Below are 21,150 nucleotides of genomic sequence, written 5' to 3' on the forward strand. Positions count from 1 at the left end.
GCCCCATGATGCCAGGGATATCGAAACGATGTCCCAAACAAAAGAAAGATGGAGTGGAGCAGGCAATGGATGCAAACCCCTTTTTGAAAGTGCAGCGTCTCGGCCGTGCGCTGATGCTGCCGATTGCGGTGCTGCCGGTCGCGGGCCTGCTGCTGCGGCTCGGACAGCCGGACGTCTTCAACATCAAGATGATCGCCGACGCGGGCGGCGCGATTTTCGACAACTTGCCGCTGCTGTTCGCGATCGGCGTCGCCGTTGGTTTTGCGAAAGACAACAACGGCGTCGCGGCGCTTGCCGGCGCGATCGGCTATCTCGTCGAAATCGCGGTGATGAAGGATATCAACGATAAGCTCAACATGGGCGTGCTGTCGGGGATCGTCGCCGGCATCGTCGCCGGGATGCTGTACAACCGGTACAAGGACATCAAGCTGCCCGATTACCTCGCGTTTTTCGGCGGCAAGCGCTTCGTTCCGATCGTGACGGGCGTGGTGTGTCTCGTGCTCGGCATCGCGTTCGGTTACGCGTGGGCGCCCGTGCAGTCCGCAATCGATGCCGCCGGCCATTGGCTCACGACGGCCGGTGCAATCGGCGCATTCGTGTTCGGCCTGCTGAACCGGCTGCTGCTCGTGACGGGCCTGCATCACATCCTGAACTCGCTTGCGTGGTTCGTGTTCGGCTCGTTCACGCCGCCGAACGGCGCCGCGGTAACGGGCGACCTGCATCGCTTCTTCGCCGGCGACCCGAGTGCGGGCACCTTTATGACGGGCTTTTTCCCGGTCATGATGTTCGGCCTGCCGGCAGCGTGCCTCGCGATGTTCCACGAGGCGCCGAAGGAGCGTCGTGCGATGGTCGGCGGCCTGCTGTTCTCGATGGCGCTGACCTCGTTCCTGACCGGCGTCACCGAGCCGATCGAGTTCAGCTTCATGTTCCTCGCGCCGGTGCTGTACGCGATTCATGCGGTGCTGACGGGCCTTGCGCTCGCGGTCTGTTCGGCGCTCGGCATCCATCTCGGGTTCACGTTCTCGGCTGGCGCGATCGACTACGCGCTGAACTACGGGCTGTCGACGAAGGGCTGGGAGGCAATTCCCATCGGGCTCGCCTATGCGGTCATCTACTACGGCCTGTTCCGCTTCTTCATCCGCAAGTTCAATATGGCGACACCGGGCCGAGAGCCCGAGAGCGCGGATGCCGCGCAGGCTGCTTCGTCGGCCGCCGAAGACGGTTACGCCGCGCCGGTGGCGGGCGCGGCGCTCACGCGCGCGCAGCGCTATATCGCGGCCTTGGGTGGCGCGGGCAACCTGACCGTTGTCGATGCATGCACGACGCGTTTGCGCCTCTCGGTGGTGAACGCCGAGAAAGTTTCGGATGCCGGGCTGAAAGCGATTGGCGCGCGTGGCGTGTTGAAGCGCGGCTCGACGAACGTGCAGGTGATTATCGGACCCGAGGCGGATATGATCGCCGACGAGATTCGCACGACGATCGGACACGGTGCGCAAGCGGCCGGTGCCGGTTCACAGGCAATGGCCGCATCGTCGGCTGCGGTGCAAACGGCTGCGGTCGTTGCCGCCGCGTCCGCGGCGGTCGGCGGGCCGCTCGATCCCGACCCGTTGCGCTGGCTCGCCGTGTTCGGCGGCGCGACGAATATCGTGTCGCTGCAGGCGGTTGCGGCCACGCGTGTGCGTATCGTGGTGCGCGATGCGTCGGCTGTGGACCGTCGACGGCTTGGCGCGCTGGACGTTGCGTGGGTCTCGACCGATACGTTCCATATCGTCGTCGGGCAGGCGGCGCAGCGCTATGCGCAGCAGTTGTCGGCGCGTTTGCCGGCGATCGGCGGGGCGGCACAGCCGGCGTGATGCGCGCCTGACGCGTTCGAACGGAGCGGCGCCCTCGAACACAGGGCGCCGCTTTGCGTTTACCGCTTCGTCTTCGTGGCCTCGGACGCCCGCTGCGCTTCAAGCCACATCACGTTGATAATGCCGAACGCGAGCGCGACGCCAATGCCTAGAATCCAGCTGAAATACCACATCGGAATGCTCCTTCGCTTCTGTTAATGCGATACACGCGCCGGTGCGCGTGACCGTGCGCAATCAATACATCGAGTGACTGTTTTGCTCGAGCGCTTGCGCGGTGACCTTGCCGCGCATCACGCGATACACCCAGCCCGTGTAGATGAGAACGATCGGCAGAAAAACGACGACCGCGATCAGCATGATCTGCAGCGTCATGTGGCTCGATGTCGAATCCCAGACGGTCAGGCTGCTGCGCGCGTCGAGCGACGACGGCATGACGAACGGGAACATCGAGAAGCCCGCCGTCAGAATCACGCCGATCACCATCAGCGAGGTCGCGAGAAATGCGGTCGTTTCGAAGCGCGATTTCGCAAGCAGCGCCGCGAGCAGTGCGCCAAGCACACCGGCGACGGGCGCGGCCACCATCCACGGATAGAGCGCGTAATTCGTGAGCCACAGTCCGGGCGCGCCGATCACGCTTTTCAGCAGCGGATTCGACACCGTATCGAGCGGCGCGGCGTCGACGATCTGATAGCCGCCGATCACGGTTGCGATCAATGCGCCGGCGAGCAGAAACAGCACGACGGCGACAAGCGAGGCAATGCGCAGCGCGCGCGCGGCCCGTTCGGCGATCACGCCGTCCGTCTTCATCTTCACGAACGCCGCGCCGTGCGCCATCAGCATCGAGACGCTGACGAGCCCGCACAGCAGTGCAAACGGGTTCAGCAGCGCAAAAAAGCTGCCGTGGTAAGTGGAGCGCAGGTCCTGATCGAACGCGAACGGCACGCCTTGCAGCAGATTGCCGAACGCCACGCCGAACACGAGTGCCGGCACGAAGCCGCCGACGAACAAGGCCCAGTCCCACGCATTGCGCCATCCCGCATGTTCGCGTTTGCCGCGGTAGTCGAAGCCGACTGGCCGGAAAAACAGCGCGAACAACACGAGCAGCATGGCGAAGTAAAAGCCCGAGAACGACGCGGCGTAGACAAGCGGCCAGGCTGCGAACATCGCGCCGCCTGCCGTGACGAGCCACACCTGGTTGCCTTCCCAGGTCGCACCGACGGTATTGACGACGATGCGCCGTTCGCTATCGGACTTGCCGATGAACGGCAGCAGAATCGCGGCGCCCATATCGAAGCCGTCGGTCAGCGCGAAGCCGATCAGCAGCGCGCCGATCAGTACCCACCAGATCAGTTTGAGGGTTGCGTAGTCCATGATGATGTTTTCCGTTCCTGTGCAGAATGAAGCGTGCCGGATGGCGTCGAATCAGACGGCCGTCTTCACGTTGACCGGCTGCTGACCGGGCAACTCGTGGTGATAACGCCCGGTATGCAACGATGACGGACCGAGCCGCGCGTACTTGAACATCAGCATGATCTCGATGATGAAAAGCGCCGTGTAGAACACGACAAAGCCCGCGAGGCTCAGATACAGATCGCTCGGCGCGAGACTCGAAGCGGACAGCGACGTCGGCAGAATGCCGGCGATCGTCCATGGCTGGCGGCCGACTTCGGCGACGATCCAGCCGAATTCGGCGGCGAGCCACGGCAGCGGAATCGCCCAGACGGCCCAGCGCAGAAACCAGCGGCGTTTTTCGAGCAGCAGCGAGCGTTGTGCGCAGAACCAGAATGCAAGCACGAACGTCGCGAGAAACAGGATGCCGAGACCGACCATCAGACGGAACGAAAAGAATACGGGCGCGACAGGCGGAATCGTTTTCTTCGCAGCCTGCTGGATCTGCTCGGACGTAGCGTCCGTCACGTTCGGTGTGAATTGCTTGAGCAGCAGGCCGTAGCCGAGATCGGCCTTGTGCGCGTCGAACGCGGCGCGCACTTCATCGCTGGTATCGCCCTGTTTCAGTTTCTGCAACGCTTCGTACGCGATCATGCCGTTGCGGATGCGCACTTCGTGACGCGCCATCAGCTCTTTCAGGCCGACCACGGGCTCGTCGAGCGAACGCGTCGCGATCAGGCCGAGCGCATACGGGATACGGATCGCGTAGTCGGTTCGCTCTTCCTTTTGATTCGGGATGCCGATGATCGTAAACGGCGCGGGCGCCGGCGACGTCTCCCATTCCGATTCGATCGCCGCAAGCTTGACCTGCTGCACTTCGCCCGTGCGATAGCCGGATTCGTCGCCGAGCACGATCACGCAAAGCGTAGACGCGAGGCCGAAGCCGGCGGCGATCGCAAACGAGCGCAACGCAAATTCCGTATCGCGGCGCTTGAGCAGATACCACGACGACACGCCGAGCACGAACATCGAAGCGGTCACATAGCCGGCCGACACCGTATGCACGAACTTCACCTGCGCAACCGGATTGAACACGACGTCGAACAGGTTCACGAGCTCCATGCGCATCGTTTCATAGTTGAATTCGGCGCCGACCGGGTTGTTCATCCAGCCGTTCGCCACGAGAATCCACAGCGCCGACAGGTTCGAGCCGAGCGCGACGAGAAACGTGATGATCAGATGCTGGACCCGCGACAGCCGGTTCCAGCCGAAGAAGAAGAGCCCCACGAACGTCGATTCGAGGAAGAAGGCCATCAGTCCTTCGACGGCAAGCGGCACGCCGAAAATGTCGCCGACGTAATGCGAGTAGTACGACCAGTTCGTGCCGAACTGGAATTCGAGCGTGAGACCGGTGGTGACGCCCATTGCGAAGTTGATGCCGAAGAGCTTGCCCCAGAACTGGGTCATATCCTTGTAGATCTGTTTGCCGGTCATCACGTAGACCGACTCCATGATCACAAGCAGCCACGACAGCCCGAGCGTGAGCGGTACAAACAGAAAATGGTAGAGCGCCGTAACGGCGAACTGAAGACGCGAAAGATCGACGACTTCGCTAACGGGCATGGTGATCACCTTCGGACGGATTCGATGCGGGCACCGACAGTAGTGCCTGTGCGACTTGTTCAGGCGGCAGCGACATGTGCTGCGCCTGCGGATGGTTGAAAAATGCAAACTTGAGCGCGAACAGCAATGCAAACTTGATGGCGAGGACGATCGCGATATCGCGTGCGAAGGTCGGGCCGCGCGCCCAGCCTGCGATGCGCGTCCATGTCCACGATGCGGCTCGCATTGGGTTCCTGAGATTCAGCGTGATGGTCATGATCGGTTGACAACGACGTCACCCGGCCGCCTGCGCGTCGACGCGTGGCGCTTGCCGGATGCATAACGATTCTAGGAGCGCGTTTGCCGTCGCGCGTGGAATGCGCTGCGGCATGAAGTCGCGAAGGCATCCTTACGATAGAAGTATTGCGATCCGGATTGCGCCAGGTCAAGGAAACGCAACGTGCGCAACGTCGAGGATGCGGATGTGATGCGAGCGGAGACAAAAAAGCCCCGCCGGTCGTTCGAGGGCGGGGCTTTCCGAGTGCGCTAACGAATGTTCGGGCGAACCTTCGTTGTTGCGGGTAGGTGTGTGCCGGGGCCGAGCCCGGCATTCATGCGTTATGCGTATTCAGCGAGCGCACTGCGCATCTTCTTCATCGCACTTGCTTCGATCTGACGGATCCGTTCCGCCGATACGCCGAATTCATCCGCCAGTTCGTGCAGCGTCGAGCCGCCCGAGCCATCGTCTTCGACTTGCAGCCAGCGCGCTTCGATAATCCGGCGGCTGCGCGCGTCGAGCGACTCCAGCGCGGAAGCGATGCCGTCGCTGTGCAGCTTGTCGCGCTGGCGCTGGGCCAGCACCGCCGTCGGCTCGCTGTGCGAGTCCGCGAGGTAGGCGATCGGCGCGAACGACTCTTCGCCGTCCTCGATCTGTCCTTCCAGCGCGACATCGCCACCGGACAGACGCGTTTCCATCTCCGCGACTTCCTCGCGCTTCACGTTCAGCTCTTTCGCGAGGCCTTCGATTTCGTCCGGCGTGAACGCCTGCAAACCCTGCTTGTGGCTGCGCAGATTGAAGAACAGCTTGCGCTGCGCCTTCGTCGTGGCGACCTTCACCATACGCCAGTTGCGCAGGATGTATTCGTGGATCTCGGCCTTGATCCAGTGCATGGCGTACGAGACGAGACGTACGTTCTGCTCGGGATCGAAGCGCTTGACCGCCTTCATCAGACCGATGTTGCCTTCCTGAATCAGGTCCGCATGCGGCAGGCCATAGCCGAGGTAATTGCGTGCGATCGACACCACGAGCCGCAGGTGCGACAGAACGAGCCGCCGCGCGGACTCGAGATTGTTCTGCTCGCGGAACTCCGTCGCGAATTGCCGCTCTTCTGCCGGCGTCAGCATCGGAATCCGGTTCACGGCCTGGATGTAGGCGTCGATATTGCCCAGCTGCCCGGGCAGAAGAGAAGCGTGCGCGAGCGTCAGTGCACCTGCCGAGCCGGCCTTAGCCGACAACGGGCTGAGAGTATTCGGAAGGGTCATTGCGTTACTCACGTAGCGTACTCCTTTGGGTCAGACAAAACGCCGTGTTTTAAGCGGCGCCACCATGGATGTTAGCACTCAAGTCTACCGAGTGCTAACACTTAGAGGCCCTAGGGTCATCCAAGTTCCCGTTTTTCCTATTGAAACCTAATTCTCAATAGTATTGTACCCTGCCTGCGAAATTTGCCCTAGCAGGTTAGGATTCATCCGCACTGCGGTTGTGGACATATGAGGCGCATGATCCGTATGCAAACCGCAAAATCCCGTGGCGGCGGTGGGCGGCATATATAGGGAACGATACATGCTGCTGTCTCGATAATAAGTCGCTTTGCTCTTCATTCCACTTAAGGTTCAACCTGCCAAATTCAGGGCGCAAGATGAACGAAAACAAAGAGTTTTGGCGTGATCTGGTACTAAAAAGTGTTTGCGCAGCCACTTTTCTCGGTCTATCCGGAGCTGCGGCGGCTGATCAGTTTGGCGTTCAGATAGCGGGCGGCTGGGCCGATCGCCACACGAGCAAGGTCGACCTCGGTTTCGTGTGGGACCCCAACCTGACCTGGTGGCAAATGGGAGACTGGCATTTCTCGCTGGTCGGCGAGGCGCACGCGGCCTGGTGGAATACCGGCGAAGGCAACGTCAACAGGAACATCGGGGAATTCGGTGTCACGCCGGTCGTCCGATTCATCAAGACGAGCGGATGGATACGGCCGTACCTCGAAGCCGGTATCGGCGTTCGACTGCTTACCCACGCGCGGCAATCCACCAATTTCACGATGAGTTCCGCGTTCCAGTTCGCGGATATGGTGGGGGTTGGCTTCGGCCTCGGCGAGAAACAGCATTACCAGGTCGGCTATCGCTTTCAGCACCTGTCCAACGCGAGTATCAAAGAGCCCAATCCTGGTATAAATTTTCAGCAAATCTACGTGCAGTACAACTTCTGACAACCGCGGCCGCTTTCGGCTCCGTCGGTGAAGGGGGCGAATGCGATGGCCGCTAAAGTGATCGAGGCGATTCGCGGGCTCGAACGCGAGCGCTTTCGGGCGATGGTCGACGGCAATGGGCCGCAGCTCGACGCGTTGCTGTCGGATAGCGTGATCTACGTCCATACGAACGGCAAACGCGAGACGAAGCAGCAGTTCATCGACGCAATCACCGCGGGCCGCCGTCGCTATCGCCAGATCGAGATCCAGTCGCAGGACGTGCTGCCGGTCGGGCGCGAAACCTGTGTGGTCACCGGGCGCGCGTTGATCGAAATGGAAGCGAACAACGGCGCATTACTCTTTCCGATTGCTTACACCGCGATCCAGGCTCAGGAAGAAGGGCAGTGGCGGCTGATTGCCTGGCAGGCGACGCGCTGCGCGCTCGAGTGACGACGGGCGGGTGCTCCCGTTGCGGATGGCCGATTTCCTTGTTCACGCTGTCACTGCTGTTCCGGTCGCGTCTTATGGACGGACCATTTACGCGCGGCAATCCGATCGGAACTGCCCGCGTCGCGCTTTCTTCCCGCTTCATTCACGCTTCATTCACGCTTCCCGAGTGCACCTTGGTGCGCCGCCTGCCTGCTTCAGTCTCTCCCGACGCCCCGTCTTCGTTTCGTACGCGTGTCGACGCGACCTCAGGCCGCAACCCTGATCGGCTCGGGCGACAGCCACGCGGCGCAGCGGTTGATTGCGCTAACCACTGCATCGATGATCGCCGTCGCCTCGTCGTCGGCGATGCCGGCGCCGTGCCGAAGCGTATCGTCGTCGACGCGACAGCCTACGAAGACGGCGACCCGGCCATCGGTCGCGCGCACGGTTTCGCATGAGGTGACTTCGATGTGCCGTCCGGCCGCCGTGGCGATTTCGCCGGCGATATGTCGCGCGTAGGCGTCGTGCGTGCCGCCGGCGGCTGCCCGTGTTTCCGCCACGGTCGCTGCCGTTGCCGCGCCGATGCGAATCGCGCGGCCTTCCCAATGCACGCTCTGCGCATCGACACGCCGCGCAGGCCCGGCAACCTCGAGGTATTCGCGCGCGAAAAGTGCACAGATCGCTTCCGCGCTGACTTCGGCGCCCGACTGGTCCGCGACCGCCTGCACCGCATGGCTGAACTCGATCTGCACACGGCGCGGCGGCGCGAAGCCCATCGCGCGCTCGAGCAGATAGGTGGCCCCGCCTTTGCCCGACTGGCTGTTGACGCGAATCACCGCGTCGTAGCTGCGCCCGACGTCGGCCGGATCGATCGGCAGATACGGCACTTCCCACACCGCATCGGGCGCCTGCTGCGAAAAGCCCTTGCGGATCGCATCCTGGTGCGAGCCCGAGAAGGCGGTGTAGACGAGGTCGCCCGCGTACGGATGGCGCGGATGCACGGGAATCTGATTGCATCGCTCGACGACACGGCGCACGGCGTCGATATCGGAGAAATCGAGGCCCGGATCGATGCCCTGCGTATAAAGGTTCAGCGCGAGCGTGACGAGATCGACGTTGCCGGTGCGCTCGCCGTTGCCGAACAGGCACCCTTCGATGCGATCGGCGCCGGCCATCAGCGCGAGCTCCGCGGCCGCGACCGCGGTGCCGCGATCGTTATGCGGATGTACCGAAAGCACGATGCTGTCGCGGTAGCCGAGATTGCGGTCCATCCATTCGATCTGGTCCGCGTAGACATTCGGCGTGGCCGCTTCGACGGTGGCGGGCAGGTTCACGATCATCTTGTGCTCGCGCGTCGGCCGCCATGTCTGCGCGACCGCGTCGCACACTTCGCGCGCAAACGCGAGCTCGGTCATGCTGAAGGTTTCCGGCGAGTACTGATAGGTCCAGCGCGTATGCGGCCGCGCGTCGGCGTACTCGCGGATGAGCCGCGTGCCTTCGACGGCGAGCGCCTTCACCTGCTCCTTCGTCTGGTTGAACACGATCTTGCGGAACGACGGGCAGATCGCGTTGTACAGATGCACGATCGCGCGCGGCGCGCCTTCGAGCGCCTCGAAGGTGCGCGCGATCAGATCCTCGCGTGACTGCACGAGCACTTCGACCGTCACATCGTCGGGGATGCGCGACTCGTCGATCAGCTTGCGAATGAAATCGAAGTCGGTCTGCGATGCGGACGGAAATCCGACTTCGATTTCCTTGAAGCCGATCGCCACGAGCATCTCGAAGAATTCGAGCTTCTGCGCAATGCTCATCGGCTCGATCAGCGACTGGTTGCCGTCGCGCAGGTCGGTGCTCATCCAGATCGGCGCGTGCGCGATCGTGCGGCTCGGCCATTTGCGGCCGTTCAAACGGACAGCGGGGAAGGGACGGTATTTCTCGGCAGGGTTGCTCAACATGATGGGTAGCCTTGTTCGTTCAGTCGTATGCGATGGGGTGTCGCGTCCGGCGGCTGGCCGGGTGCGACGGATGCACGATCCGCGCGTGCGTGGTCGAAGCCGGCGCTAGCGGCAGCAACGAACGGGCGCGGACGAACAAGGACGTCGGGAACGCGATGGCGATGGTGACGCCGGCAACGTTCGACAACAGAGCGCATGCAGTGTGCATTTGACCCTCGCGACTCGTCCGAACGGTATTCGGGCGAGCACAGACGACTACAGGTTGTGAAGAACTACGGTGGGGATACAGCTGAAACTACAGGGAGGACCGCGGGAGCTATCGGACGGGAGTCCTGGGCAAACGCGGCGCTACGCCTTGCTTACGCTAGACGTAGCGATAGGGGCCGCGCTAGGCGACCGATGGTAATTCGGAGGGGGTTCAGGATTGAACGCATTGTGCGAATGTAAGCGAGCGGGCGCCCCGATGTCAACTGACGATTCAGCGACAAAGCGGCGCAACAGCAGCCGCACGAGCGCTGCGAGCACGCCCGCCGGGTCTCAATCTCGATCCGCCGCCTGCTTCGCGATGCCCGCGATCACGTCGATCTGACGCGCAATCGCGCTGGGCACCGGCGCGGCGCCGCGCAACACGTCTTCGATCCACGCGGCCGTGGTCGCCGCGTCGCGGGCTTCAGGCAGATCGACGACCGGCGCATCGGTCGACGAGCGCTCGGGTGCGACGAGCGTTTCGCACCGTCCGTCGTGCAGCCAGTGGATCTGGACCTGGCGACGCGTGTCGGCGACGGCCTCGCCTTCTGTGCCGCGTGCGAGCAATGCGCCGCCCGCGGCCACGTCCGGATGCGTGACGAACAGCTCCGTGAGGCTCTCGCGATACGGCGGATGCGTGTAGTTGACGAGCCGCAGCCCCGGCTGCGCGAATGGCTGCAGGATCTTCACGAGCGTATGCGTCGAGTTGCGCACGCCCATCCGGCGTCGCAGCGCAAGCAGTCGCGCGAGCTTCGGCGCGAGCGTCTCGATCGGCGCGAAGGCGACGCGGCGCGCGGCGAGCGCGTCCTCGATCTCGCTGTGCGTCTGGGCGGCGGCAACCTGCAGACGGGCGAAGATTTCGGCGCTCGTCACGCGGCCCGGGTCTTCGGTCACGCCGTGCACGAGCACCGGCACGCCCTCGCGCGCGAGCAGCAGCGCGAGCAGCGGCACGAGGTTCGGCTGCTTGCGCGCGCCGTTGTAGCTCGGAATCGAAACGGCGGACACGGCGTTGGCTGCATCTTGCGTCACGCGGATCGGCTCGAACGATGCATGCGCGGCCGCATGCATGGCGGCCAGTTCCTCGGCGGTCTCGCCTTTCAGGCGATAAGCGAGCAGCACGGCGCCGAGTTCGAGCTCGGGCACGCGGCCGTCGAGCATCGCGCTGTAGAGCGCCTGCGTATCTTCGGGTGCGAGCGCGCGGGCGCCATGCGGTCCGCGCCCGATCTCCTTGATAAAGCGGGCGCACGGAAAGGGGGACAACTCGGTAGCGGCGGAATCGTTCATCTGCGGATGGAGGTCTTGTAGTGACGGTGGGGCGCTTGCAGGTCGAGTATCGCATGACGCGTGGTTCGTCTCACGCGGACGAAGCCGACGCCGGGCATCGCCGCACGACCGGTTGCATCGCTCGCGGTCGCGCGCCGCAACGAGCCACGCCGCACGAGCCGTTTCGTCTGCAGAAAGCTCTGCGTCAAGCGTCGGATATATCAGCGCGTTAAACTCGCTGCTTTGTCGTTTTTATCGCCGCATGCGCGGCTTCATGAATATCGGAGAACGGAATGGGTTACGTCATTACGCCGGCGCCGATCGTCGGCGTGCCGGTGGTCGGGTCGGACGACCAGTTCGCGGTGCGTCGCATCTACTGCGTCGGCCGCAATTACGAGGCGCACGCGCGCGAGATGGGGCACGACCCGGATCGCGAACCGCCGTTCTTCTTCTGCAAGCCGGCCGATGCGGTGCTGTACGTCGCGCCCGGCGCAACCGGTGAAATGCCGTATCCGTCGCAGACCAGCAACCTGCATTTCGAAATGGAAATGGTCGCGGCGATCGGCAAGGCGGGCAAAGATATCTCCGTCGACAGCGCGCTCGATCACGTATACGGCTACGCGCTCGGCCTCGATATGACGCGCCGCGATCTGCAGGCCGAAGCGAAAAAGCTCGGCCGTCCGTGGGATACGGCCAAGGGCTTCGACTACTCGGCACCGATGGGGCCGATCCATCCGGCGTCGAAGGTCGGTCATATCGGCAAGGGCGCGATCTGGCTGTCGGTGAACGGCAACGAGAAGCAGCGCTCGGACGTGTCGCAACTGATCTGGTCGGTGGCTGAGACGATCGCCTATCTGTCGACGCTGTTCGAACTGCAGCCGGGCGACCTGATTTTCACGGGTACGCCGGAAGGGGTCGGCGCAGTCGTGAAGGGCGATCTGATGAAGGGTGGCGTCGACGGGCTCGGCGAGTTCAGCGTGCGCCTCGTTTGATAGCGCGGCGCATGGGCAGCGAAACCGCGACGTAGCAGCCGCGTTTCGCTGCAGGCAGGGAGGGGAGACATCAAATGAAGCTGTACAGCTACTTTCGCAGTTCCGCCGCGTACCGCGTGCGGATTGCGCTCAATCTGAAGAAGCTGCCGTACGAATATCTGCCGGTGCATCTGTTGCGCAACGGCGGCGAGCAGTTCGCCGGCGCGTACCGCGAACTCAATCACGACGCGGTCGTGCCGACGCTGATCGACAACGGCAACGTGCTGCAGCAGTCGATCGCGATCATCGAATATCTCGAGGAGACGCATCCGCAGCCGCCGCTGCTGCCGGGCTCGCCGGTCGAGCGTGCGTTCGTGCGCGGCGTTGCGCTGCAGGTTGCGTGCGAAATCCATCCGGTCAACAACCTGCGCGTGCTCAAGTATCTGAAGCGCACGGTCGGCGCGAACGACGACGTGAAGGACGCGTGGTATCGGCACTGGATCGCGTCGGGCTTTACGGCGCTCGAGGAACATCTGGTCGCGAGCCGCCGCACCGGTGCGTTCTGTTTCGGCGATGCGCCGACCGTTGCCGATGCGTGTCTGATTCCGCAGGTGTTCAACGCCGATCGCTTCAACGTCGATATGAGCGCGTTTCCGACCATTCGCCGGATTAACGATCACGCGATGCAATTGAGCGCGTTCGCGGACGCGGCGCCGGGTGCGCAACCCGACGCGGAGTGAACATCGGTTGGGAAGGCGGCGTTGGTGAGCCGCCGATCCGCCTAGCTGCCAAGCAGCGCGTCCGAGAATTCCTCTGCGCTGAACGGCTGCAGATCCTCGACCTTTTCGCCGATGCCGATGAAATACACGGGCACCGGCCGCTGCCGCGCAATCGCGGCGAGAATGCCGCCTTTCGCGGTGCCGTCGAGTTTGGTCACGATGAGGCCGGTAAGGCCGAGCGCGTCGTCGAATGCCTTGACCTGAGCGAGCGCGTTCTGGCCGGTATTCGCATCGATCACGAGCAGCACTTCGTGCGGCGCGCCGTCGAGTGCCTTGCCGATCACGCGTTTGACCTTGCGCAGTTCTTCCATCAGATGCAGCTGCGTCGGCAGACGCCCCGCAGTGTCGGCCATCAGCACGTCGATCTTGCGCGCGCGCGCCGCGCCCACCGCATCGAAAATGACCGCGGCCGGGTCGCCGCTTTCCTGTGAGACGACCGTCACGTTGTTGCGCTCGCCCCAGATTGCGAGCTGCTCGCGCGCGGCCGCGCGGAACGTGTCGCCGGCGGCGAGCAGCACCGATTGATCGAAGCGCTGCAGATGCTTCGCGAGTTTGCCGATGCTCGTGGTTTTGCCTGCGCCGTTGACGCCGGCGATCATCATCACGAGCGGCTGGGCGCGGCCGAGCATCAGCGATTTTTCGAGCGGTTTCAGCAGGCCGACCAGCAGCTCGCGCAACGCGGCCTTCACCTGTTGCGGGTCGGTGAGACGCTCGGCGCGCACCTTTTCGCGCAGCGTTTCGAGCAGATATTCGGTTGCGTCGACGCCTGCATCGGACATCAGCAGCGCGGTTTCGAGCTCTTCGTACAGTTCCTCGTCGATTTTCGCGCCGACGAAAATGCCCGTGATGCTCGAACTCGTCTTCGACAGGCCGCTCTTCAGGCGCGTAAGCCACGAGCGCTTCGCGGCCGGTTCGGGCGCGGGCGGCGGGACGATTTCGACGGTTTCGTAGGCGGTCGATGTGTCCGAGGATTCAGACACAACGGGCGCTTCAGGCGCGCGCGCCGTGGCAGCCGGCCCAATGGCAGGGCGCTCTGGTTCGCGGGCGACCGGAGGTGCCGGCTGGAACGGCGCTCGAGGTTGTGGCTGAGTTTGTGGATGCGCTTGCGGTTGCGCTTGCGGGCTCTGCGACGTCTGCGGCTGCGGCTGCGTTTGCGTGTGCTCGGGTTCCGTGCGCTGTGGCTCGGCCCGCGGCGGCGCGACGGGTTCGACCGACGCGGGTGCGAACGCTTGCGTGCCGGCAACAGGCGCCGGCGCGGCTTGCGGCGCAATAGGGCGCGCCGGCTGTGGCGCGAGCTGCACGGGTTGCGCGGCTTGTGCCGGCGCTTGCGCGACATCGGCGCGTGCTTCGATCGCGGGCTGAACCGGCGTTTCGGTTACCGGGGCGGCATCGGCCGGCACGTCGGGCGTTGCCGCGTCGGCTGCGTTCGGCGATTCGGCCGGCGCATTGTCGGACGCTTTGGAACCCCTGAATCGTTTGAGAAAGCTGAACATGTGCTGGCGTATTGGAGAGGCGAGCCGGCATTTCCGGCGACGGGGGGGCGCATGCGCATCGTGGTGTGGCATCGATGCGAGCAAATGAATTCGGGCGCGGCGGATCCGGTGCAACGGTAACGCTCTGCGGAATGCTGCGCGCGCAAGCGTGACATTTTATCAGGCGCAGCCGCGCTCGCGTGGCAGCGAGTTGCTGCCGACCCATGTGGTAACGTGAGCGCTCCGGCCCGCGAGCGATGCGCGGCCGGCACCCGTTCAGCGACTTCACTTACATGTCCCGTCTTTCCTCATCCCGCGCGCGCAGCGCGCCGCCGCCCGGACGCGGCCCTGCTCATACGATCCGTATCATCGGCGGCGACTGGAAGCGCACACCGCTCCCGGTGCTCGATCTCGACGGTTTGCGGCCGACGCCCGATCGCGTCCGCGAAACGCTTTTCAACTGGCTCGGCCAACGTCTCGACGGGCAACGCTGCCTCGATCTGTTCGCCGGCAGCGGCGCGCTCGGTTTCGAGGCCGCTTCGCGCGGCGCCGCGCGCGTGCTGATGGTCGAGCGCAACGCGCGCGCAGCCGCTCAGTTGCGCGCGATCCAGGCGAAGCTCGGCGCGCGCTCGGTCGAAGTTGCCGAAGCCGATGCGCTGCGGCTTGCGGCGGGCCTCGCGCCCGGATCGTTCGACGTCGTGTTTCTCGACCCGCCGTTCGGCGAGAATCTGCTGGACCGTGCGCTTGAACTCGCTTTGCCGCTCGTCGCGGCTGGCGGTTCCGTCTATGTCGAAACAGGAGAAGCGCTGGCGATCGAACAGACACCGGCGCTGGCCGGATGGACGATCGTCCGGCACGGCAAGGCCGGCGCGGTCCACTATCATTTGCTGCAGCGCGAAAATGAGGAATAATGCGCGTTCGATTACAAGTGCCGGATAACGGCCCACGCGTCGAAGCCGGACGCCGCACCCAGCGGTTCTATTGCCTGCGCGGGCAGCGCACCCGGACGGCGCCCTTCAGTCTGACGGAACAGAGGAGAAGTCCATGGTAGTCGCCGTGTACCCGGGTACGTTCGATCCGCTCACGCGCGGTCACGAAGACCTCGTTCGGCGTGCGTCGAGCATCTTCGACACGCTCGTCGTGGGCGTCGCCGACAGCCGCAACAAACGGCCGTTCTTCACGCTCGACGAGCGCCTCGACATAGCGCATGAAGTGCTCGGCCACTATCCGAACGTGCAGGTTGCGAGCTTCACGGGGCTGCTAAAAGATTTCGTACGCAGCAACAACGCGCGCGTGATCGTGCGCGGTCTGCGCGCCGTGTCGGACTTCGAGTACGAGTTTCAGATGGCCGGCATGAACCGCTATCTGCTGCCGGATGTCGAGACGATGTTCATGACGCCGTCTGATCAATACCAGTTCATTTCGGGCACGATCGTGCGTGAGATCGCGCAACTGGGCGGCGATGTCAGCAAGTTCGTGTTCCCGTCGGTCGAAAAGCGTCTGCAGGACAAGGTTGCGGAAAATCTGGCGCAGCAGGCGAGCCAGCCCTGAACGAATGCGGCCGAAGCGCGTAAACTACGGGTTTTGACGCGTTACCGGCTGGCGCTGTGTCCATGAGATTTCGCCGGCATCGACGCGAGGAAGTGACAGGCAGCAAGTGAGGCAGGTATGGCCCTGATAATTACCGACGAGTGCATCAACTGCGACGTCTGCGAGCCCGAATGCCCAAACGACGCAATCTCGATGGGCCCCGATATCTACGTGATCGACGCGACCAAATGCACCGAATGCGTCGGCCACTTCGATGAACCGCAATGCCAGCAGGTGTGCCCGGTCGAGTGCATTCCGCGCGATCCGCAACATGCGGAATCGCCGGAACAGTTGATGGTCAAGTATCGCGCGCTGCAGGCGGCGAAGGGCGCGTGAGCGCGCGATCCGATCTGGAGATCGAGGATCGCGCGCGCGCCGCGAACTACGCGGCGCCGTTGAGCAGCTCCTTCAACGCGGCAAGCAACGTATCGCATTCGGCATCGGTCCCGATCGTAATCCGCAGATGCTGATCGATACGCGGCAGCTTGAAGTGCCGCACGAAGATTTCCTTTTCCCTGAGGCGCGCTGTAAGCGTCGCGGCATCGTGACCTGGGCGGCGCGCGAACACGAAGTTCGCCGCCGACGGCACGACGTCGAATCCCAACGCCGTCAATCCCGCTGACAGCCGTTCGCGGCTCGCAATGACCTTCGCGCGACAGTCGCGGAACCATGCTTCGTCCGTGTAGGCGGCGGTCACGGCCGCTTGTGCGACGCGATCGAGCGGATACGAGTTGAAGCTGTCCTTGACGCGCACGAGCGCATCGATCAGCTTCGCATCGCCGAACGCGAAGCCGACGCGCATGCCGGCGAGCGAGCGCGACTTCGATACCGTGTGCACGACCAGCAGATTCGGATACCGGTTGATCAGCGCGATAGCCGATTGCGCGCCGAAGTCGACATACGCCTCGTCGATCACGACCACCGAGTCCGGATTCGCCGCGACGAGCTTTTCGATTTCGGCAAGCGGCAAGGCATGACCGGTCGGCGCGTTCGGATTCGGGAACACGATGCCGCCGTTCGGCACGGCGTAGTCGTCGACGCAGATTGTGAAGTCATCGGCGAGCGGTACGGTTTGATAGACGATGTCGTAGAGCTTCGCGTAGGTCGGATAGAAACTGTACGTAATGTCCGGAAAAAGCAGCGGGTGCTCGTGTTTGAGCAACGCCTGGAACGTCATCGCGAGCACTTCGTCGGAACCGTTGCCGGCGAACACCTGCTCGACGGCGAGCCCGTGATATGCGGCGACCGTCTCGCGCAGCTTGCGCGCGGTCGGGTCGGGGTAGCGGCGCAACGACTCGCCGGTTTCGCCGAGCTCATGGCGAATCGCGGCGAGCACCGCAGGCGACGGCGGGTACGGGTTCTCGTTGGTGTTCAGCTTCACCGGATGCGCGAGTGCAGGCTGTTCGCCGGGAACATACGGCGAGAGTCGGTGGACGATGTCACTCCAATAGAGGCTCAATTCATTCTCCTTCGCATCGAGTCGGCACTGCGAGTCGGCACTGCGGCACTAACCATTGCGATGCAACTGCATCATCGCGCGCTCGAGTTCACCTTTGACCACATGCGGCATCACAGCGAGCGCACGCTCGATCGATGCATCGATCACATCCTGCTCTTCCTTGCGCGGCGGCTTCAGCACGAAGTTCGCGACGTCGGGCTTCGCGCCGGCGCGCGCGCTTTCCGGGATCAGGTCGCGCGGATGCCCGATGCCGATGCGCAAGCGCCAATACTGCTGCGTGGTCAGGTGCGCGGAAATGTCCTTGAGCCCGTTGTGCCCGCCGCTGCCGCCGCCGAGCTTCAGCTTGACGGTGCCCGGCGGCAGATCGAGTTCGTCGTGCGCGACGAGAATCTGGTCCGGAAGAATCTTGAAGAAATGCGCGAGCGCGACGACCGCTTGGCCCGAGCGGTTCATATACGTCTGCGGCTCGAGCAGATGCACTTCCTCGCCGTAAAGCCGCGCCTTCGTATAGAAGCCGTGAAAGCGCCGCTCGTCGCGCAGCGTCGCGCTGGCTTCGCGCGCGAGCTGGTCGACGAGCCAGAAGCCGGCATTATGGCGTGTCGCGGAATATTCGGCGCCCGGGTTACCGAGTCCGACGATCAGCTTGATCATGGTGTCGAGGTTAGCCTTGGTCTTCGGTTGCCGGGTTCGGCGGGCGTGGCGCGCTTGGCGAATAGCCAACCATTAACAGGAACGGTCCACTTCGCGGCAGAAAATCGCGAAAAAAAACCCGCCGGGGCGAACCTCGGCGGGTCACGTCGTCCGTTCCATTGCAACGGATCGAGAGGATAGCTCGCAGATTGCGGCTCAGGCGGCCACTCAGGCGGCCGGTGCTGCGCCTTCGGCAGCCGAGGCCGCTTCGTCTGCAACTGCACCAGCCGGGATGGTCGCGGATGCGATCACCGGGTTTTCCGCGTCGACATGCGCGGTCAGCGACACACCTGCCGGCAGCACGATGTCCTTCGCGTGCATCGTTTGACCCGCTTCGATCTTCGCGAGATCGACTTCGAGGAACTCCGGCAGCGAGGCCGGCAGACATTCGACTTCGATTTCGTTCACGACGTGCGAGATCACCGCGCCCGACAGCTTCACGGCCGGGTTGGTTTCCTGGTTCATGAAGTGCAGCGGCACCCTCGTGTGCAGCTTCTTGTTCGGGTCGACCCGCTGGAAATCAACGTGCAGCACGATCTGGCGGAACGGATGGTATTGCACATCGCGCAGCAGCACTTGCTGCGACTTGCCGGCCACTTCCAGATCGAGGATCGACGAGTGGAACGATTCCTTCTTCAGTGCATGCCACAGCGCGTTGTGATCGAGTTCGATCAATTGCGGTTCGCTGCTTGCGCCATACACAATACCCGGGGTCTTGCCCGTGTTGCGCAGGCGGCGGCTCGCACCCGTACCTTGCTTGTTACGCTCAAAAGCGACGACTTTCATTTGCTTCTCCATACGACTGCCCGCGACCAGGCAGTGAAAAGGACCTCGCGTGACGTGCTTGACGCGACTTGAGGCCCCGGACTCGACGGCGTGAACCTTCGTTCGTTCACGCCGATTGTGCGAAAACGCCGCGTCAAACGATACGGCGGCTTCGCAAATTCAGTTCAGCTTTCTGCAAACAGCGACATCACCGAATCGCCGCGGCGGATGCGCGAGAACGTTTCGGCAAGCAGGCCCGCGCTCGACAGCGAACGGATTTTCGCGCACGAGCGCGCTTCTTCGCTAAGCGGGATGGTATCGGTCACGACGAGTTCGTCGAGCGCCGATGCGGAGATTCGTTCGCCGGCGCCGCCGGACAGCACCGGGTGCGTTGCATACGCGTAGACCTGCTTCGCGCCGCGTTCCTTCAGCACTTGCGCCGCCTTGCACAGCGTGCCGGCCGTATCGACCATGTCGTCCATGATCACGCAGGTGCGGCCTTCGACTTCACCGATGATATTCATCACTTCGGCGATGTTCGCCTTCGGACGACGCTTGTCGATGATCGCGAGGTCGCAGTTCAACTGCTTCGCGAGTGCTCGTGCACGCACGACGCCGCCGACGTCCGGCGACACCACGAGCAGATCTTCGTGATTCTGTTTGCGCAGATCGCCGAGCAGGACGGGCGTGGCGTAGATGTTATCGACAGGGATGTCGAAGAACCCTTGAATCTGGTCCGCGTGCAGATCCATCGTGATGATCCGCTCGACGCCCGCAATTTCCAGCATGTTGGCGACCACTTTCGCCGAGATCGCGACGCGCGCCGAACGTGGGCGCCGATCCTGGCGCGCGTAGCCGAAATAGGGAATCGCAGCGGTGATGCGGCCGGCCGAAGCGCGCTTCAACGCATCGACCATGATCATCAGTTCCATCAGATTGTCGTTTGCCGGCGCGCACGTGGATTGCAGGACAAACACATCCTTGCCTCGCACGTTCTCCTGAATCTCGACCTGGATCTCACCGTCCGAGAAGCGGCTGACCATTGCTTTGCCGAGGGGAATACCGAGAATCTTGACGACTTCCTGTGCAAGCGCCGGATTCGCGTTGCCAGTAAAAACCATCAGGCCGTCATGGCTGCTCATCGTGCACCTGCTTCAGGCTGTGGGAGGCGAGGAACTGCGAGAAATTTTGGCAGGGGAGGAAGGACTCGAACCCTCGCATGCCGGAATCAAAATCCGGTGCCTTAACCAACTTGGCGACTCCCCTACACTAACTTTGAGCGCCGCCGGATGCGTAGGAACACCCGACGTTGCGAAATTCATGACGCGAAGCCAAAGAGTGGATGCGTATCCAGGCTTGCCGTTACTGCGCTGTTCCATCCGGCCGGCAAGGCGGCTTGTGCCGCTTCTGCTTCGCCGATGCTGCGGAATGCTGCAAAAACGCTTGCACCCGACCCGGTCATCCGCGCGGGCGCGATGCTGTTCGATACGCTTTCGAACCACCGCAACACCTGCGCTACCTCCGCGTATTTTCCCACGACAACTTGCTGCATGTCATTCCGGCCAAAACTGTCTGGCCATTCCGATCCGAAGCTTCGCTGTGCAAGAAAGTCCGTAATTGTGATGGGTTCGGAATCCCTTGTCAACGATTTTTCAGAGAATATCGCCGCGGTCGGGACGTGCACTTCCGGCTTCACCACGAGGAAATAACGCGGCGGCAATTGTACCGTCTGAAGCGCCTCGCCGACACCCTCGGCGAACGCATTTTTGCCGAACACGAAGAACGGCACATCGGCACCGAGACGCAGCGCGAGCGCTTGCAGTTCGGTGCGCGGAAGATTCAGGTTCCAGAGCCGGTTCAATGCGAGCAAGGTGGTTGCCGCATCGGAGCTTCCACCGCCGAGTCCCGCGCCCATCGGCAGACGCTTGTCGATTTCGATGTCGACGCCATCGGCGCAACCCGTGTGTGCCTTCAGCAGCTTCGCGGCACGTACGGTCAGGTCGCTTTCGGCGGGAACGTCCGGCACGTCGGTCAAGCGCTCGACGCGTCCGTCGGCGCGCCGCGTGAAATGCAAACGGTCGCCCCAGTCGATCAGCTGGAAGACCGTTTGCAGCAGATGGTAACCGTCTGGCCGGCGGCCGGTGATGTGCAGGAAAACATTGAGCTTCGCCGGAGCGAGGCAATCGCGCAGCGAATCGTTCGTGTCGGTCATGAGTCCGGAGTGT

The 21,150-nt window shown here is 63.2% G+C and carries 21 protein-coding genes and 1 tRNA gene; 8 read left to right on the forward strand and 14 right to left on the reverse strand.

The window, feature by feature from the left end; all coding sequences use genetic code 11:
• Positions 1-65 precede the first annotated feature (65 nt).
• Entirely contained in the window at positions 66-1,853 is a 1,788-nt protein-coding gene (gene nagE, locus BTO02_RS02555; RefSeq protein WP_075158541.1) for an N-acetylglucosamine-specific PTS transporter subunit IIBC, read from the forward strand.
• 59 nt (positions 1,854-1,912) lie between these two features.
• Here nagE and cydX read toward each other — a convergent pair whose 3' ends face one another.
• The 5 genes from cydX to rpoH form a co-directional block, all read right to left on the reverse strand.
• Positions 1,913-2,026, reverse strand: coding sequence for a cytochrome bd-I oxidase subunit CydX (gene cydX / locus BTO02_RS02560; protein ID WP_075155688.1), 114 nt, complete (start codon positions 2,024-2,026; stop codon positions 1,913-1,915).
• Between the two features lie 61 nt (positions 2,027-2,087).
• Entirely contained in the window at positions 2,088-3,224 is a 1,137-nt protein-coding gene (gene cydB / locus BTO02_RS02565) for a cytochrome d ubiquinol oxidase subunit II (RefSeq protein WP_075155689.1), read from the reverse strand.
• Positions 3,225-3,275: 51 nt separating this feature from the next.
• On the reverse strand, positions 3,276-4,865 hold the full coding sequence (locus BTO02_RS02570; protein ID WP_075155690.1) for a cytochrome ubiquinol oxidase subunit I: 1,590 nt from the start codon (positions 4,863-4,865) through the stop codon (positions 3,276-3,278).
• Positions 4,855-5,121: a cytochrome oxidase putative small subunit CydP gene (cydP, locus tag BTO02_RS02575; RefSeq protein WP_075155691.1), complete on the reverse strand. Its 267-nt coding sequence runs from the start codon at positions 5,119-5,121 to the stop codon at positions 4,855-4,857. Before cydP ends, BTO02_RS02570 begins: the two co-directional genes overlap by 11 nt.
• 341 nt (positions 5,122-5,462) lie before the next feature.
• Positions 5,463-6,398 carry an RNA polymerase sigma factor RpoH gene (rpoH, locus tag BTO02_RS02580; protein WP_075155692.1) on the reverse strand — a complete coding sequence of 312 codons (936 nt, stop codon included), beginning with the start codon at positions 6,396-6,398 and terminating at the stop codon, positions 5,463-5,465.
• A gap of 365 nt (positions 6,399-6,763) precedes the next feature.
• Here rpoH and BTO02_RS02585 point away from each other — a divergent pair, with 365 nt between their 5' ends.
• On the forward strand, positions 6,764-7,327 hold the full coding sequence (locus BTO02_RS02585) for an acyloxyacyl hydrolase (RefSeq protein WP_075155693.1): 564 nt from the start codon (positions 6,764-6,766) through the stop codon (positions 7,325-7,327).
• 45 nt (positions 7,328-7,372) lie between these two features.
• Positions 7,373-7,756 carry a nuclear transport factor 2 family protein gene (locus BTO02_RS02590; RefSeq protein WP_075155694.1) on the forward strand — a complete coding sequence of 128 codons (384 nt, stop codon included), beginning with the start codon at positions 7,373-7,375 and terminating at the stop codon, positions 7,754-7,756.
• Positions 7,757-8,001: 245 nt separating this feature from the next.
• On the opposite strand, the gene leuA is transcribed toward BTO02_RS02590, so the two are convergent.
• Together leuA and ybiB are read right to left on the reverse strand one after the other, a co-directional pair.
• Positions 8,002-9,690 (reverse strand): 2-isopropylmalate synthase, encoded by a 1,689-nt coding sequence (leuA, locus tag BTO02_RS02595; RefSeq protein ID WP_075155695.1) that lies wholly within the window; start codon positions 9,688-9,690, stop codon positions 8,002-8,004.
• A 537-nt stretch (positions 9,691-10,227) separates the two neighbouring features.
• Positions 10,228-11,220, reverse strand: a complete 993-nt coding sequence (gene ybiB, locus BTO02_RS02605) for a DNA-binding protein YbiB (RefSeq protein WP_075155697.1) — start codon at positions 11,218-11,220, stop codon at positions 10,228-10,230.
• 272 nt (positions 11,221-11,492) lie between these two features.
• Here ybiB and BTO02_RS02615 point away from each other — a divergent pair, with 272 nt between their 5' ends.
• Both BTO02_RS02615 and maiA read left to right on the forward strand, forming a co-directional pair.
• Complete coding sequence (locus BTO02_RS02615; RefSeq protein ID WP_075155699.1) at positions 11,493-12,191, forward strand: fumarylacetoacetate hydrolase family protein; 699 nt, start codon at positions 11,493-11,495, stop codon at positions 12,189-12,191.
• A gap of 74 nt (positions 12,192-12,265) precedes the next feature.
• Positions 12,266-12,910, forward strand: a complete 645-nt coding sequence (maiA, locus tag BTO02_RS02620; RefSeq protein WP_075155700.1) for a maleylacetoacetate isomerase — start codon at positions 12,266-12,268, stop codon at positions 12,908-12,910.
• Positions 12,911-12,951: 41 nt separating this feature from the next.
• On the opposite strand, the gene ftsY is transcribed toward maiA, so the two are convergent.
• Entirely contained in the window at positions 12,952-14,349 is a 1,398-nt protein-coding gene (gene ftsY, locus BTO02_RS02625) for a signal recognition particle-docking protein FtsY (protein ID WP_442953451.1), read from the reverse strand.
• Between the two features lie 365 nt (positions 14,350-14,714).
• On the opposite strand from ftsY, the gene rsmD reads away from it, so the two are divergent.
• The 3 genes from rsmD to BTO02_RS02640 all read left to right on the forward strand — a co-directional run bounded on the left by rsmD (position 14,715) and on the right by BTO02_RS02640 (position 16,347).
• A complete protein-coding gene (rsmD, locus tag BTO02_RS02630) occupies positions 14,715-15,332 on the forward strand; it encodes a 16S rRNA (guanine(966)-N(2))-methyltransferase RsmD (protein ID WP_075158543.1) in 618 nt (205 codons plus the stop codon).
• Positions 15,333-15,465: 133 nt separating this feature from the next.
• Complete coding sequence (gene coaD / locus BTO02_RS02635) at positions 15,466-15,972, forward strand: pantetheine-phosphate adenylyltransferase (protein WP_075155701.1); 507 nt, start codon at positions 15,466-15,468, stop codon at positions 15,970-15,972.
• A gap of 117 nt (positions 15,973-16,089) precedes the next feature.
• Positions 16,090-16,347, forward strand: coding sequence for a YfhL family 4Fe-4S dicluster ferredoxin (locus tag BTO02_RS02640; protein WP_075155702.1), 258 nt, complete (start codon positions 16,090-16,092; stop codon positions 16,345-16,347).
• A gap of 46 nt (positions 16,348-16,393) precedes the next feature.
• Here the strand turns inward: BTO02_RS02640 and hisC are convergent, their stop codons facing one another.
• The 6 genes from hisC to ispE form a co-directional block, all read right to left on the reverse strand.
• Positions 16,394-17,470, reverse strand: a complete 1,077-nt coding sequence (gene hisC, locus BTO02_RS02645; RefSeq protein WP_075155703.1) for a histidinol-phosphate transaminase — start codon at positions 17,468-17,470, stop codon at positions 16,394-16,396.
• A 48-nt stretch (positions 17,471-17,518) separates the two neighbouring features.
• Entirely contained in the window at positions 17,519-18,121 is a 603-nt protein-coding gene (gene pth, locus BTO02_RS02650; protein ID WP_075155704.1) for an aminoacyl-tRNA hydrolase, read from the reverse strand.
• A gap of 207 nt (positions 18,122-18,328) precedes the next feature.
• Positions 18,329-18,946, reverse strand: a complete 618-nt coding sequence (locus BTO02_RS02655; protein WP_075158544.1) for a 50S ribosomal protein L25/general stress protein Ctc — start codon at positions 18,944-18,946, stop codon at positions 18,329-18,331.
• Positions 18,947-19,110: 164 nt separating this feature from the next.
• Positions 19,111-20,067 (reverse strand): ribose-phosphate pyrophosphokinase, encoded by a 957-nt coding sequence (locus BTO02_RS02660; protein WP_075155705.1) that lies wholly within the window; start codon positions 20,065-20,067, stop codon positions 19,111-19,113.
• 47 nt (positions 20,068-20,114) lie between these two features.
• Positions 20,115-20,191, reverse strand: a tRNA-Gln gene (locus tag BTO02_RS02665).
• Positions 20,192-20,243: 52 nt separating this feature from the next.
• A complete protein-coding gene (ispE, locus tag BTO02_RS02670) occupies positions 20,244-21,137 on the reverse strand; it encodes a 4-(cytidine 5'-diphospho)-2-C-methyl-D-erythritol kinase (protein WP_075155706.1) in 894 nt (297 codons plus the stop codon).
• Between the last annotated feature and the right edge of the window lie 13 nt (positions 21,138-21,150).

Source organism: Paraburkholderia sp. SOS3 (genome assembly GCF_001922345.1).
In the GTDB taxonomy this organism is placed as follows: Bacteria; Pseudomonadota; Gammaproteobacteria; order Burkholderiales; family Burkholderiaceae; genus Paraburkholderia.